The sequence below is a fragment of the Acinetobacter sp. YH01011 genome, assembly GCF_013420785.1.
Classification (GTDB): domain Bacteria; phylum Pseudomonadota; class Gammaproteobacteria; order Pseudomonadales; family Moraxellaceae; genus Acinetobacter; species Acinetobacter towneri.
The window spans coordinates 1-15,574 of record NZ_VOYG01000005.1; the positions used below are offsets into that span (position 1 = coordinate 1).

14 protein-coding genes are annotated in these 15,574 nt (G+C 42.2%); 9 read left to right on the top strand and 5 right to left on the bottom strand.

Translation table 11 applies throughout. The annotated features are described in order from the left end of the window. The 3 genes from FTT78_RS03990 to FTT78_RS04000 form a co-directional block, all read right to left on the bottom strand. A partial coding sequence (locus tag FTT78_RS03990) for a PIN domain-containing protein (RefSeq protein ID WP_257234725.1) occupies positions 1 to 779 on the bottom strand: 779 nt, incomplete at its 3' end. 15 nt (positions 780 to 794) lie between these two features. Further along, entirely contained in the window at positions 795 to 1,760 is a 966-nt protein-coding gene (locus tag FTT78_RS03995) for a hypothetical protein (protein WP_180044352.1), read from the bottom strand. 146 nt (positions 1,761 to 1,906) lie between these two features. Then, complete coding sequence (locus FTT78_RS04000; protein WP_154321065.1) at positions 1,907 to 2,149, bottom strand: SlyX family protein; 243 nt, start codon at positions 2,147 to 2,149, stop codon at positions 1,907 to 1,909. Between the two features lie 35 nt (positions 2,150 to 2,184). Here FTT78_RS04000 and FTT78_RS04005 point away from each other — a divergent pair, with 35 nt between their 5' ends. The 3 genes from FTT78_RS04005 to FTT78_RS04015 all read left to right on the top strand — a co-directional run bounded on the left by FTT78_RS04005 (position 2,185) and on the right by FTT78_RS04015 (position 6,325). Next, positions 2,185 to 4,092, top strand: coding sequence for an ATP-binding cassette domain-containing protein (locus tag FTT78_RS04005; RefSeq protein WP_180044350.1), 1,908 nt, complete (start codon positions 2,185 to 2,187; stop codon positions 4,090 to 4,092). A 160-nt stretch (positions 4,093 to 4,252) separates the two neighbouring features. Further along, positions 4,253 to 5,188 (top strand): lauroyl acyltransferase, encoded by a 936-nt coding sequence (locus tag FTT78_RS04010; RefSeq protein ID WP_180044348.1) that lies wholly within the window; start codon positions 4,253 to 4,255, stop codon positions 5,186 to 5,188. 24 nt (positions 5,189 to 5,212) lie between these two features. Continuing rightward, positions 5,213 to 6,325: a glycosyltransferase family 4 protein gene (locus tag FTT78_RS04015; protein WP_131261050.1), complete on the top strand. Its 1,113-nt coding sequence runs from the start codon at positions 5,213 to 5,215 to the stop codon at positions 6,323 to 6,325. A 345-nt stretch (positions 6,326 to 6,670) separates the two neighbouring features. Here FTT78_RS04015 and FTT78_RS04020 read toward each other — a convergent pair whose 3' ends face one another. Next, the gene (locus FTT78_RS04020) at positions 6,671 to 7,798 is read right to left on the bottom strand and encodes an endonuclease/exonuclease/phosphatase family protein (RefSeq protein WP_096901696.1); all 1,128 of its coding nucleotides are present in this window, start codon (positions 7,796 to 7,798) and stop codon (positions 6,671 to 6,673) included. Positions 7,799 to 7,987: 189 nt separating this feature from the next. On the opposite strand from FTT78_RS04020, the gene asd reads away from it, so the two are divergent. The 5 genes from asd to truA all read left to right on the top strand — a co-directional run bounded on the left by asd (position 7,988) and on the right by truA (position 13,950). Next, positions 7,988 to 9,106 carry an aspartate-semialdehyde dehydrogenase gene (gene asd, locus FTT78_RS04025; protein WP_004976115.1) on the top strand — a complete coding sequence of 373 codons (1,119 nt, stop codon included), beginning with the start codon at positions 7,988 to 7,990 and terminating at the stop codon, positions 9,104 to 9,106. A 169-nt stretch (positions 9,107 to 9,275) separates the two neighbouring features. Continuing rightward, a complete protein-coding gene (locus tag FTT78_RS04030) occupies positions 9,276 to 10,694 on the top strand; it encodes a FimV family protein (RefSeq protein ID WP_242757254.1) in 1,419 nt (472 codons plus the stop codon). 66 nt (positions 10,695 to 10,760) lie between these two features. Further along, a complete protein-coding gene (locus tag FTT78_RS04035; protein WP_179993539.1) occupies positions 10,761 to 12,113 on the top strand; it encodes a fimbrial protein FimV in 1,353 nt (450 codons plus the stop codon). Between the two features lie 46 nt (positions 12,114 to 12,159). Next, on the top strand, positions 12,160 to 13,140 hold the full coding sequence (locus FTT78_RS04040) for an asparaginase (protein ID WP_004976109.1): 981 nt from the start codon (positions 12,160 to 12,162) through the stop codon (positions 13,138 to 13,140). A gap of 12 nt (positions 13,141 to 13,152) precedes the next feature. Then, complete coding sequence (truA, locus tag FTT78_RS04045) at positions 13,153 to 13,950, top strand: tRNA pseudouridine(38-40) synthase TruA (RefSeq protein ID WP_154321070.1); 798 nt, start codon at positions 13,153 to 13,155, stop codon at positions 13,948 to 13,950. 132 nt (positions 13,951 to 14,082) lie between these two features. Here the strand turns inward: truA and FTT78_RS04050 are convergent, their stop codons facing one another. Further along, a complete protein-coding gene (locus FTT78_RS04050; RefSeq protein WP_004976104.1) occupies positions 14,083 to 15,090 on the bottom strand; it encodes an AraC family transcriptional regulator in 1,008 nt (335 codons plus the stop codon). A 230-nt stretch (positions 15,091 to 15,320) separates the two neighbouring features. Between FTT78_RS04050 and infA the strand changes: the two genes are divergently transcribed. Next, positions 15,321 to 15,542, top strand: a complete 222-nt coding sequence (infA, locus tag FTT78_RS04055; protein WP_001284370.1) for a translation initiation factor IF-1 — start codon at positions 15,321 to 15,323, stop codon at positions 15,540 to 15,542. Positions 15,543 to 15,574 lie beyond the last annotated feature (32 nt).

Here is a 15,574-nt window from a genome sequence, read left to right on the forward strand (position 1 = left end):
CAGGTTTCAGCAGTTTCAGCAGTTTCAGCAGTTTCAGCAGTTTCAGCAGTTTCAGCAGTTTCAGCAGTTTCAGCAGTTTCAGCAGTTTCAGCAGTTTCAGCAGTTTCAGCAGTTTCAGCAGTTTCAGCAGTTTCAGCAGTAAAGCTATACGTTCTTAAATATTTATGTAAACTAGGATCTTGAAAAACGGGTTTATTATTATCCAAGCGAAGAATTTTATGTTTCTTCAAAAATTCAACCAAGACTTTTGAGACTTCATCATTCACTTTCAATATGGCTTTGAGTGAATTCAACAAAGTTTCAAGTTTGGCAGGTCTGGAACTTTGCTTATTCAAATATTCACAATACTGATAAACCAACTGATCAATATTAATTTCTGCTTTAACTTCATTAATCACATGAGGTGAAACCAAGGGCTTTTCATGGATAACTTTTGCATCAAATTTAGCGATTTTTAAGAGATCTATCACATATTCCATCGAGTGATCATTCGACAAAACGTCAAATAAGTACTCTTTTGCAGAGACTTGTGTCGAAAGTTGCCCAGCAATAAAAGCTAAACCAAAATCTGCCGCATCTTTACCAACTTTTGGCATCTTTAAAACTTTTAGCTTACCATTCATCACAAATGGAGAAAGATGAACAAGTCCATCCAAACTAAAACTCACAGGGGATTTTGCATACACCAAATACACATATTGATATTGAGCTAAGTATTTCAAAAGCTCTTTTTCAGTTTTTTGAATATTTTCGATGTCTACTAATAATATTTTTTTCATATACCCTCAGTCTTATCAACTCAAAAACATTTCATGGCTATACAGCACTTCATGCCCATTCCAATAAATATAGCCTTTTTCAATCAGTTCTTTGAGCAATAAACGAATGTCAGATTTTGGAAAAAGTCGTTCCAATAAATCACGCAACTCATAAATATCTTTAGGCTTATTACCTTTTAACTCACGTAGTTTTTTTGCCACTTCCCATTGCACAGGGTCAATTTGGCTAAAGTTTTTAAACAACATATGCTGAGGATGCAATTCTGCGACTTCTGCTTGCTCCGCTAGCGTAGACCTTACCGTCGTCTCTTGGACAGGTTCTGCTGCGGCATCTAAATCTAACTGCACCCATTGTTTCAGTACTTTTTTACGGAAACTGATCTGCTCATCTACACGTTTAACAATTTTTAGGTTAATCAGCATGCCCAACACATGCTGTGCCTTGTCTGTTTCAAGCTGCAAAATATTGGAGATCGAGTTTTTTAAAGCGTCTTGAGTTGTCGGTTTGCCTGACATTTTTGCCAACGCATCACAGTACTTTTTCACCAATAGCAATTCAGGCTTACTGCGAATTGCCGCAGGGCTTGGCAAATGATGTTTGCTTTTCGCAGCCTGTGCTTCAGGCTGAATATGAATCAGGTGACAGGCGATTTCAGAAGCCTGCAACATTTCCAATAAAATCTGAATACTGTCTGCGGCAGAAATGACTTCAACCTGTGTATCTGGCTCAAGTAGCGCCATGAGTTGTCCCACCACCACAGCATATTCAAACTCTTTAAATTCGGCACGAGGGCTATCTAAAATAATGAGCTGACCTGTGCTAACCCAGCCTGCGAACTCGGTTAAATCTTGCAGGCTGTATTCAAATTTTCCTGCACAATTAAACAGATACACACTAGGATGATGCTCAACAATCTCTCGCAACAAAGTCGCGGTAGGCATGTTGTTTTCAAGATCAAGTAACACAACTTTAGAAGACATAAATTTTAGCGAACACGGGTAGATTTTAAGATTTAGGCGCAGCAGCCGAGCATTACAACGGGAAGTATTGTAAAGGTCAAATAAAATTCATGTCTGACATTGTTTTGATCTCAACTCCCTTCCCTATATTTATGCGTCTTCAAGCCTTAATAATGCGGTGGACGGTTAGTCAGTGGGTCAAATGGTGCAATGCCTTCCGACAAATCGGCAGACTCAACTCGCTGATACAACAATTGCATTTGTTGCTTTAAATCCGCAATTTCCAGACTTTGACGTACCACTTGTTCATTCAATTGTTCAACTAAATCGTCCAAAAATGCAATTCGCACTTGCAAATCTTCAATGGGTGCGGAAAATGACGCCTGATCATCTATACTTTGTTTAGTCATTTCAAATCCTCATTTGAGATTTTTTAGGAAACACTATGGCCTATATTACTTTAAGGGATGTCCAGCTTGCATTTGGTGGACCTGCCTTGCTCGACGGCGCGAATTTTAACCTAGAACGTGGCGAACGAGTGTGTTTGATTGGCCGTAATGGGGAAGGTAAGTCTACTCTACTTAAACTGATTGAAGGAAGTTTACTGCCAGATGCCGGTGAAGTATCGTTGCAAAATGGCATCACTATTTCTATGCTGGCACAAGATGTACCGATGTCATCTGGTAAAGTGGCCGATATTGTGGCAGATGGTGCAGGTGAAGCAGCTGCGGTACTTAAAGCCTACCATGAAGCCAGTGATGCCTGTGTATTGGGCGATATGGATGCCTGTGACCGTATGGGGAACCTGCAACACAAGTTGGATCAACTGGATGGCTGGGCGCTAGAAAATAAGGTCAATGCCATTTTAAGTAAAATGGGACTGGATCCGAATGCAGACTTGGCCGATTTATCGGGCGGACGTAAACGTCGTGTGTTGTTGGCACGTGCCCTGCTCACACAACCTGATGTGTTGTTATTAGATGAGCCGACCAACCACTTGGATGTAGAAAGTATTGAATGGCTAGAAAAATTCTTACTCGATCAAAACAATTTAACCCTACTGTTTATTTCGCATGACCGTGCTTTTGTAGACAGTATTGCCACTCGCATTGTCGAGCTAGATCGTGGTGTGTTACGCAGCTATGAAGGCAACTATTCACGTTATTTAGATTTAAAAGCACAGCAACTCGAAGCTGAAGAAAAACAAAACGCACTATTTGATAAAAAACTGGCCGAAGAAGAAGCATGGATTCGCCAAGGCATTAAAGCACGTCGTACCCGTAACGAAGGACGTGTGCGTGCCTTAAAAGCCTTACGTGAAGAATCTAAGGCACGTCGCTTCCAACAAGGCAAAGTCAATATGGCTGCGCAGGAAGCCAACCGTTCAGGCAAACTTGTTTTTGAAATTGAACATTTACAAGTTGCTTTTGGCAATCAAGCACCAATTATTAAAGACTTTTCGGCATTGGTTTTACGTGGCGACCGTATTGGTTTAGTGGGTGACAACGGTGTGGGTAAAACCACGCTGATTAAAGCCATTTTGGGTGAAATTGAGCATGGTGGTTCTGTCAAAACAGGAACACAGCTCGAAATTGCCTATTTTGACCAATTGCGTAATGTATTGGATTTGGAAAAATCAGTTAAAGATAACGTATCTGAAGGTTCAGATTTTGTAGATGTAAACGGACAACGTCGTCATATCTATAGTTATTTGCAAGACTTTTTATTCTCACCTGAACGTGCACGCACGCCTGTTAAAGCCTTGTCTGGCGGTGAACGTAACCGCATCTTACTGGCAAAATTGTTACTAAAACCATCTAACTTAATTGTGATGGATGAGCCAACGAACGACTTGGATATGGTCACTTTAGAATTGCTTGAGGAAATGCTCAGCGACTATAAAGGGACTTTATTACTGATTTCACACGACCGTGCCTTTATGGACAACGTAGTGACTTCAACTTGGGTATTTGATGGTAAAGGCAATATTGATGAATATATTGGTGGCTATCAGGACTATTTACAGCAGCGTCCAGACCAAACTGTAGTTGATCAAAAAAGTGATGTCAAAAAAGCCGTTGCCAAAGCCGAGGCTGCAGCTGCCGCGCCACAAGCGAAAAAAGTCAAATTGAGCTACAAAGATCAACGTGCTTTAGAGCAATTACCTGGCGAAATTGAAGCATTGGAGCAGGAACAAGCCGAATTGTCTGAAAAACTGGCAGATGGCTCTTGGTTTGTAACGGATGCTGAAGTAGCCACCAAAGCCTCTCAGCGTTTGGCAGAAATTGATGAAGAGCTACTGGAAAAACTAGAACGCTGGGATGAGTTAGAAAATCTAGCCAACGGTAACTAGACCAATAAACTCTGGGGATATACTAAACGTGTTTAAACGCTTGGCATAAATCCTCTAAAATCAGACCTCTTAAAGCATCTACCCCATTGGACGGATGCTTTTTTAATTTTAAAATCGGTTCATGCTACACTGCAACGATGCAACAAGCGATCTGGATATTATGAGTCAACGCACTGAATTTCAACCTGGTGAATTTCAATGGTCTTTCCTGTTGCCAAAATATTGGGGCATCTGGATTGGCATTGTCTACCTGATGATTTTAGCCATTTTGCCGTGGGCGATTCAGTATCGTTTGGCGCAGCTTTTAGGCAATATTGCCTTTAACAGCATGAAGTCACGTCGCGTAACTACGTTACGCAATTTGGAAGTGTGTTTTCCTGAATGGAGCGAGGCTGAAGTACATGAAAATGCTCGCCAAGTCTTTGTTGATCAAATGCTGGGCGTATTTGAAACCTTAAATGCATGGTACTGTCCACAGTGGTTTAAAGGACGCACTCAGGTTGAAGGTTTGGAACATATTCAGCAAGCCCAAGCAGATGGTCGCGGGGTTTTATTGTTAGGCACACATTCTACTCTGCTAGATGCAGGTGGCTATGTCTGTGCACAATATTTTGACCCCGATGTGGTCTATCGTCCACAAAACAATCCCTTACTGGACATGCTGATTTACCGTTGTCGCGCCACCATTTACGGTCATCAAATTGACCACGATGACATGCGTGGTTTAATCCGCCACTTAAAAAATGGTCGTGCCATTTGGTATAGCCCAGATCAGGACTTTGGTTTAAAACAAGGTGTTATGGCGCCATTTTTTGGCGTGCCTGCTGCGACAGTTACAGCGCATCGTCGTTTACTTAAAATGACCAAAGCCGCAGCAATTCCGTTATATTTTTACCGTACAGGTGAGCTTTCCAACCCTCAATATAAAGTCTTGATTGAACCTGAACTGCTGGATTTCCCAAGCGCAGATGAAGTTGCAGATGCAACGCGCACCAATTTCATTATTGAGCAGCAATTACGGATCGCTCCTACCCAATATATGTGGTTTCATCGTCGGTTTAAGAGCCGCCCCGAAGGTTATGACAGTATTTACTAATCTGTACGGCAGAAGGAAAGATTCATGAAAGTCATGCAGTTATTACCCGAATTAAACAGTGGCGGTGTAGAACGCGGTACGCTCGAAATCGCCCGAGCCTTGGTCGCTCAAGGACATACGTCATTGGTGGTGTCGAATGGCGGACGGATGGTTAACCAACTCGAAGCTGAAGGTTCCACTCATTTAAAGTTAGCCATCCACAAAAAATCATTATCAAGCTTGTGGCAAATCCGTCCTTTACGCCAACTGATTATGCAACATCAACCTGATATTGTGCATGTACGTTCCCGCGTACCTGCATGGCTAACTCATTTTTCCCTAAAAGGTATTCCAGCCGAAAAACGTCCACACTTAATTTCAACTGTACATGGTTTTTATTCAGTTAACCGTTACAGCCAAATTATGACCCAAGCGGAAAAAGTGATCGCAGTTTCTGACAGTGTAGTCAAATACATTCGTGATCATTATCAAAACTGTCCACCTGAAGATATTGTCCGTATTTATCGTGGAATTGACCCTGCTGCATTTCCGCACGGGTATCAACCTTCGGCACAATGGATGCAACAAACCTATCAAGATTTCCCAGAACTTGAACATAAGTTTTTAATTTGTTTGCCGGGACGTATCACCCGCTTAAAAGGTCATGAAACATTGATTGATCTAATTGCGAAATTAAAAACCCAGTATCCACAGATTCATGCTGTTGTTGTAGGCGGTGCAGATGTTAAAAAAGCAGCTTATTTACAGGAACTGGAACGCAATATTCGGGATAAACATCTGACCGAAGCGATAACCTTTGTTGGACACCGTTCTGACATTCGCGAGTGGCTTGCGTTTAGCGATATTGTACTTTCACTTTCCAATCAGGCAGAAACCTTTGGACGCACTGCGCTCGAGGCTTTATCGTTAGGAACACCTGTGATTGGCTGGAACCGTGGTGGTGTGGCTGAAATTCTATCACAACTGTATCCGCAAGGACTCATCGCGGTAGATGACCAAGTCGCTTTATTCAATGCAGTGCAATTGCATCTGGAAACACCGCAAAGTGTCGCCCCTGTTGAATTGTTCAGCTTGGCAGATATGTGTCATCAAACCTTAGATTTATATCAGCAAGTTTTGCAGTCAAAATACGCCTAAAACCAAACCATAGAACTGAATCGAGCTGATTGAAGTTTAATTTTTTTTAAAAACTATGAGAGTGAAAAAAATAAGTCCCCCAAAAATCATCGCCCGAGTTCTACATCCTGTAAAACTCGGGCTCATGAGGTTGTGCTTTCAAAACTTATTGTTATTTTATTGTATGGCGTTCCTTACCTACATCATATCCTTGATGTTTATCCGTCAGCGTCGTCTTCCTTAATGGGATATTCCGTTCCCGAGTCCTTGTGCTGATGAATTAATCTTAACCAGATCAGTCAGAATAAACCATGCGTCATGTGCCTAAATCCGTGTAAGCCATTTCGTACACTTTTCGTTTAATTTCTAAACCGATTTATCCTGTGCTTTATACGGTTGTGCAATTTCATCGGTCACCAGTTTTTCTTCTCGCTCTGCTTTTTCAATCCCCTCCTGAATCGCCTGTTGTGCTTCCTGCTCATCGGCATCAGTTTGGGGCAGCTCTTCCTGAATTCGATCAAACACCCGCCCAGTTTGCAATACCACATACACAGGAAAATGGTCTGAACCGATATGCGCCAAACGCTGCATATCCACCAATGCAAAATCGGTACTATGAAATACATGGTCTAATGACCAACGCAGTAAAGGATAATCGGCATGAAAGGTATTGATATAGTGCCGCCCTACGCGCGGGTCGAGCAAGCCACTGATTCTTTGAAACAAGCGCGTAGTCCGCGACCACGCCACATCGTTTAAATCACCCATTACGATACAGCTTTCATCTAAATCTTTGATTTGATCGCCTACAATCAACAATTCGGCATCTCTTAAAACTGAATCTTTGGCTTCGGTAGGACTTGGTGGTTTAGGATGCAAACAATACAACTGTACAGGCTGCCCCGAAGGCAAAATCACACTGGTATGAATGGATGGAATTTCATCGCTGAGAATAAATTTGATCTCAGTGTCTTTTAATGGCAAACGGCTATACAAATGCATGCCATATAAATTATCTAAAGGCACAGCGACCCGATAAGGATAGTCGGCTTCAATCACAGACAAGGCTTGTTGCCATGCCAAATCAGTTTCTAAAGTCAATACCAAGTCTGGTTTTAAGGCTTGAATATGTTCAATCAACAGATGATATTTCTGATTTGGTGTCAGAACATTGGACACGATTAATGAAATTTGTTTTTCAGGATTTAGCTGTTCTGGACGAACTTGTTTGACCTGTTTTTTCCACAGCAAGGTGTAGGGCAAGACCATTTTTAACTGATAAGCCAAAGCCGCAATCAGTCCAATTAAAATCACTTGGCTAGACACATCCCACGTCTGCTCCCAAATCAGTAGCAAAACAAAGGCAATGATGCCTAAAACCAAGATCTGTAAACGTGGAAAATCTGCGCCCCGAATCCACCATTCATCACGTGGAATCAGTGACCAAAAACTTAACCAAATGACTAATATTGCAAGCCCTTTTACCCAAATCATCTTGCTTTACTCTTTTGTATTTTTTGTCGTTTTTACATGAAAACCAAAGTTATCAATTTTGTATGTAACACAAACAAGAGATTTCACTCAATAATACTCATGTTTTGTTCATGTAATGCTTGCAGTTGCGCCCCCTTTTGATAGACTTATATTCCTTTATTGTTTTTTAACGCACCGAGGCAAAGTGGCATGAAAGTAGGTCTGGTCGGTTGGCGCGGGATGGTGGGTTCCGTCCTTATGCAACGTATGGTTGAAGAAAATGATTTTGCTCATTTTGAACCATTCTATTTCTCTACCAGTAATGCTGGTGGTGAAGCACCAGCATTTGGTGGTAAGACTGCCCCAGCACTTATGGATGCAACAGATATTGAAAGTCTGAAGCAAATGGATGTCATTATTACCTGTCAAGGTGGTGATTACACTTCTGCCGTTTTCCCGAAGCTTAAAGCTGAAGGATGGAATGGTTACTGGATTGATGCTGCATCTACCCTACGTATGGATGATGAAGCGATTATCGTACTTGATCCAGTCAACATGAATGTCATTAAAGATGGCTTGGTGAATGGCACCAAAACATTTGTGGGCGGTAACTGTACTGTTTCACTCATGTTGATGGGCTTGGGTTCATTATTCCAAAACAATTTGGTGGAATGGGCAACTTCAATGACCTATCAAGCAGCTTCTGGTGCAGGTGCGCAAAACATGCGTGAGCTGATCACAGGCATGGGCTACTTGTATAACAACACCAAAGACTTGTTGGATGACCCACGTTCACCAATTTTAGACATCGACTCTAAAATTGCCGAATTACAACGCGGCGAAGGTTTCCCATCGGCAAACTTTGGTGTGCCTTTAGCGGGTTCTCTCATTCCATATATCGACAAACAGCTTGAAAGCGGTCAGTCAAAAGAAGAATGGAAAGGTCAGGTTGAAACCAACAAAATTTTAGGCAATCAGCAGATTGTTCCTATTGATGGTCACTGTGTACGTATTGGTGCAATGCGTTGTCACTCTCAGGCAATCACATTGAAGCTGAAAAAAGACGTTCCATTGAACGAAATTGAAGATATGATTCGTCAATCAAGCCAATGGGCAAAAGTGGTACCAAATACACGCGAAGCATCAATGACCGATCTTACCCCAGTTGCAGTTACAGGGACTTTAACAGTACCTGTTGGTCGTTTACGCAAAATGAACATGGGTAAAGAGTACCTTGGTGCATTCACTGTAGGTGACCAATTACTTTGGGGTGCAGCAGAGCCATTACGTCGCATGTTACGCATCTTAATTGATTACAAAAATGCTTAAGCCTCGTCTTGAGCACTGAATCATTTTGGATTCTGTGATCAAACTCAACAAGCCAGTCAAATTTGACTGGCTTTTTTATGTAATCAACGTGTTAATATTTTACAATCGACATACAACTCGCTACTCTATCCTTTTCGCCTTGCGATAAATGACCGAGCTAACAATTAAGATGACTGTATATAACAAATTAAAGATCGCCATTTTATCTATTTTGGCTTCACAGCAAATGTATGCAATGAATGTTGACCCGATTCAAATTCAGTCAACAACTGGGGAATTGCTCTATGCCGAAATCAACTTTCGTCAATCGAATGTGAATGAAGCGATTGATGTCAGTTTAGCTACGGCAGAAGATCTGATGTCGATTGGTGCGAGTCACCGTCCGCCTGGTCATCTTAACTTTTTTACACGTCGTAACAGCAATGGCACAGGGGTTATCACCATTACCTCATCTCGACCGTTAACCGAGTCTGAGTTGAATATTGTGGTCAAAATTAAAGAAGGCAATGCAACCCGCCTGCAACATATTCGCACCCCATTAAAACGCAGTGCACCTGCGCCATTGGCCGCTATGCAACGTAGCAATGAACAAGCTTTAATGCCTGTTATGATTGTCAATGAGCAAGATATTGCTTTAAATTTACCTGTAAGTACGGCCTATCAGGTTGAAACACCCAAAGCAATTGAACAACAGGCTTTTGAAGCACCGCTAACCATTAAACGCAATACACCGCCTGCGTTAAACCATCAAGCAGTAACAGTGATTCAAACTGCGCCAAGCCGTAGCGCAGCGAGTGAAAATACGACTGTTGCTGCTCCAAAAGCAGCGCCAGCAAAAACAAATAACAACCCAACACCGACAGCATCTACAGCGACTACGTCAGTCACTGCACAACAATCGGCTGATCCATTGGTACAAAAATTTGCTGAACAGCAACGTACGAAGCAACTAGCACAAACTCAGCCTGCTGCTGCAACGAAAAAGCCTGCACAAATAGCGGCTACACAAGCTAAACCAAGCCCTGTAACAGCGAAGCCTACGGTCAATACTCAACATGTAGTGCAATCGAATGAATCATTATGGGCCATTGCCTCACGCATTGCGGGCGAAAACAATCGCCCTGTTGCCGAAGTGATGCAACAAATTAAAGCCAATAATGAGCATGCTTTTATTCAAGGCGATGCCAATCGTTTACGTCGTGGTGCGACCTTAAATTTACATGCACAAGCTAACTCTAAAACAGAGAAAAAAGCCGCAATTCCAAAACCAGAAACGGCCAGTACACCACAATCAGGCAAAGCCAAATATCGTTTAAATCAAGCAGAAATGAGCCTCGTGGCAGAGAATCAACAGGACTCCACCCACGGTTCTGCCAAGAAGAACACACAATCCACACAAACTTCGGGTGACTTGTCATTAAAAGTTATGACATCCCGTGAGAAAACCGTTAAATTACAGAGAAACGTAACAGAATTAGAATTGGCATTACGTCAGAAGGATCACAGAATTCAATTACTCAACGCGCGCCTTGCTGAACTGCAACAACAATTGCAAAAACAACAAGCCGCAAATAAGCCAAAACACTAAATGTTACACACAATGATTTTTTTGGGATAAGGTCAAACAGGGACCACATCCTCAAGGGGTATAAACATGCTGATTTATGTGATTCCGTTTATTTTATTACTGGTGATCGCAATTTTCTTGAAAAAGCGTGAAGCAAGTAAAGAAGCCGAACCAAGCAACAAGAAAACAGCAGCGCCAGCCAAAACCAGTGCCAAGAAAACCACAACTACCAAAAAAGTTGCCCAGAAATCGGTGGTGGTTGAAGAGGTTGTTCCAACACCACAACACTCTACCCCTGTTCCTGTAAAAATCCAAACCAACATTGAAAACCTGATCAAAGAACGTAATTTCTTTGCTGCAGAAGCACAAATTAACCAAGCATTAAAACGTGATAACTCATTGCATGGTTTGTATTTGTTATTGCTTGATATTCATTTACAGCAAAAAGATGAGTTTGCGATTGATCAATTACTCAATCATATACGCGCTTTGGGCCTTGATGATATTTTGGTTCAAGCAGAAGCTCAAAAACAAGTATTTGATGAGCAAAACAACAAAGCAATTGATGGGATTGATTTTCAACCAACGACTCCAGCGGATTTAGAATCGGCTCCTGTTGAACAAAAATCAACTGCTGATTTTGATGCCCTCATACAATCAAAAGATGATATCTCTTCTGATAGCTCTTCTTTTGACCAGTTACAGCACGAACTAACTTCAAATAAAACAGCAGCACCTGAAGCAGCTTTAGAATTTGATACCTCATCGTTAAATTTCAGCCCTGCTGCTGCACCTGTTGTAGAAAAAGCAGCCGAACCTGAAGTCAAAGCAGAACCTGCTGCACTGGATTTTAATTTCTCACTCGATTCCACAGCAGCAGAAGCAAAAACTGAAGCGCCTGCAATTACAGCTGAACCAAGTGTAAGCCCTGCAGAGGAAGTTAAACCGCTCGACTTCACGTTTGATTTAACACCAAGTCCAGCTGAAACAACAGCCCCAGAATCAACAGTCAATGAAGCTTCTTCAGTCAAAGCCCCAAGTCTAGACTTCAATTTTTCTACACCAGAAAGCGCATCTGCGGTTGAAGCAAAAGCTGAACCTGCAACGCCTGATTTTAATTTCACATTTGACAGTGCGCCTGCTGAGGAAACCAACCTTCAGCCTGCAATTGAACCTGAAGTCATTGCTGCACCAAGTATTGCACTTGAACCTGCTGCAACCGTTGTCAGCACAGATGTTGATCTAAATGATCCATTGGTGAAATCATTCCCAGACTTATCTCAAGTAGATGAAATTCAGTTGAATTTAGACTTGGCGAACCAATATGTGGAATTGGGCGCTTATGATGCTGCGAAAGCTTTACTTAGCGAACAAGGCGCAAATTATTCTGCTGAACAACGCCAACGTGCCGATCAGTTACTGAATCAAATCGCTTCTTAATTCAAATCAGATTAAGATAAAGCAGTCATTCTTGGCTGCTTTTTTTATGATGAAAAAAATTGCGTTAATCTATATGGGCGGCACTTTTGGCTGTGTCGGTGAACCACTAAGCCCAATGCCTGCGGAGCAATTTCTGCCACGCTTGGCACAGGTCTTACCCCTAAATTTAGAGATTGAATGCTTTGTTGCCCCTGTCATTAAAGACAGTAGTGCCTGCACAGCCGCAGACTGGTTACAGCTCATTCAATATATTCAAAAATTACAACACGATGATTTTCAACATTTCGTTATTTTACATGGCACCGACACCCTCAGCTATGCCAGCGCAGTCTTGGCACGTTTTTTAGCGCAAAGTACCCATGTCATTCTCACGGGTAGCCAATATCCCTTACTCAATGCACAAGGCACAGATACCCGTGAATTTAGTGATGCCTTGGACAACCTAAATTTTGCTTTACAACAGATTCATCAAGTGACTCAGGGAGTATATCTGGCCTTCCATCAGCAACTGATTCATGCCGCAACGGCACTGAAACAACACACCACCGAGTTAAATGCATTTACAGGTCAGTCTGCTTTGGTTTACACGGAGAACAAATCGCAGAATGAGCCAGCATTCAACATTAGCACTCAACATATTGAAAAAGCCCAGCACTTTAACTGCCTGAACTGGATGTTACAGCCAATTGCCATTTCCGCTTTGGTCGATAATTTAAAAGCCTTACAGCAACAGCCACCACACTGCCTCATTTTACAGAGTTATGGTACAGGCAATATGGCCGTCAATGCCGAAGTGATTGAGTTAATTCAGGCCTTACAAGCTCAACAATGTGCCGTGATTCTCACCACCCAAGTCACTTTTGGTGGCATGCAACAACGCTATGCGATCAGCCAGTGGTTACAGGACAGTAAAATTTTAATCAGTGATTGCCAAAGTCACGCAGATCTTTATGCCAAAGCCTTAAAAATGTATTTACAATACGACAGCCTTGCACAGTGGTATGCGCATTGGCAGTCTTCAGTGTGATTTGAGGTGATTATGCAGCGTTTTGCAATCGGAATTGAGTTTTGTGGCATTCGGTATCGGGGTTGGCAAACCCAGCAAGCAGGCGTACCTAGTGTGCAGGAAACCATTGAAAAAGTTCTGAGCAAAATTGCCGATGAACCCATTATTTTACATGGTGCAGGACGTACCGATGCAGGCGTGCATGCAACCAATATGGTGGCACATTTTGATACGCATGCCATTCGCCCTGAACGCGGTTGGTTGATGGGTGCCAACAGCCAACTACCCAAAGACATTGCAATTCAATGGATTAAAACGATGGATATGGACTTCCATGCTCGTTTTAAGGCTCAGGCACGGCGTTATCGCTATGTCGTGTATAACAATCCACAACGCCCTGCCTTGCTGCACAAACAAGTCACTCACGCTTATTATCCCTTAGATGTCGATAAAATGATTGCGGCTGCGCAGAAATTTGAAGGGACACATAATTTTGAAAGCTTTCGTGCCGCAGCGTGTCAGTCCAATCAGCCTGTCCGTCATGTCAGCCATTGCCGCTTAATTCGTCACGGCAATTATTTAGTGTTAGATATTCAAGCCGATGGTTTTTTGCATCACATGGTTCGCAATATCATGGGTTGTCTATTGGAGATCGGGCAAGGTTTGTATGACATTGCACATATTGACCAAATTTTTGCAGCTCAAGACCGTAAAGCAGCAGGAATTACTGCCCCGCCAGATGGCTTGTATTTTATTCAGGCACATTATCCTGAACAGTATGATTTACCGAAAGTTCCTTTAGGGCCACATTGGTTAAACATGCCGGAATAATTTAATCCCTCCCGACCTCCCTTTTCCAAAGAGAGGAGCTCCATTTCGAGGCGTTAAAAACGAAAGTCCCCCCCTTTGAAAAAGGGGGATTTAGGGAGGATTCTGTTTAGGAAAGGTTTTAAATTTTCAAACTTAACGCTGTTTACGTTTTCTATATTCCACTGGAGTTTCATTGGTCCAGCGTTTAAAAGCACGATAAAAAGTACTTGGCTCTGAAAAACCCGTTAAGTACACAATCCGCTCCACGCTTTCATTGGTATTCGATAATAATCGTTTAGCCAAACGACATCGATAATCGGACAGAATTTGCTGAAAACTGGTATTGGCTTCGCTCAATTGGGTACGCAAACGGCGTGGCGTGATATTCAATTGCGCCGCTACTGTTTCCAATGTCGTTTCACCGCTTTCTAAAGTTGAACCAATGGCACGGCGTACTTCACCAACCAAGTCATAACGCGCCAGCTCCTGCAGCTTTTCCAATGCCAACTGTTCGTGTAATTGCAATAACTCAGGTTCTGCCTGCCATAGTGGATAATCCAAAATACTCGGATCAAAATACAAACGCGTTTCTTTCTGCCCCAAACTCACAGGACATTCAAAGACCCGAAAATATTCATCATCTGCAGCGCCATCACTGAAGTTAAAGTCGATATAAATAGGCTGAAAACGACCTTCAGTAATAAATTTAAAGAAGCGTAAAACACCCGACATGGCACATTCAGAAAAATGACGATTGACGATATTTTCCGACCACGGCTGCACGCCATTGGTTAAATAGCAGCGTCCATCTTCCACCACCAATTTGGCATCAAAAGCATCACTAATCAGGCGTTGATAAGCCAAAGCGCGTTTTAGGCCTTCACCAAAGTTTTCTGAAGAAATAAACAAATGTTCAATCACCTGCCCGCGATAAAGTGGCAAATGTTCCCCCAGATGTAAACCAATATCAGGGTCTTTACTGACTTCCTCAGCCGCAACCCAAAACGCATATTGTGCATTTAAAGGCGTACGTTCATTGGCTTCGACCTGATTTAAGGCCACACCTGCTTTTGTTAAAATATCTTCGGTTGGCAACCCCGCACGACGAATCGCTTGGTAGCCTAAACGCAATACAACCGATGCATCAGTTAGCTGACCCACGCAAAAACCTTCCTTGTATGTACTTCATTTATACTTAAAAAGATTGAAATTAGATTAACTGCGATTGACCGAACTGACAACCTACCCAAGCCCATTTTTACAGAAAAAGTATAAACCGATGATTCGCTTATTTTACTAACAGATGCGCTGTGTATAGGGTAAAGCATCTTGTTTTTTTCAGAAAAATTGCCTATAATTTGCGCCTTTCCAATTTGATACTCAGGTAGGCTATGGCCAATAAAGAGGAACTCATCGAGTTCGAAGGCGTTGTCACCGAAACGCTTCCTAATACTATGTTTCGTGTACGTTTAGAAAACGGTCATGAAGTGATTGCTCACATTTCTGGTAAAATGCGTAAACACTATATTCGTATTTTAACAGGCGACAGTGTGAAAGTTGAAATGACACCTTACGACTTAACCAAGGGTCGCATCACTTATCGCGCACGCTAAGTTTTAGAGTAAGCTAAAGCCACTTTCGGAGT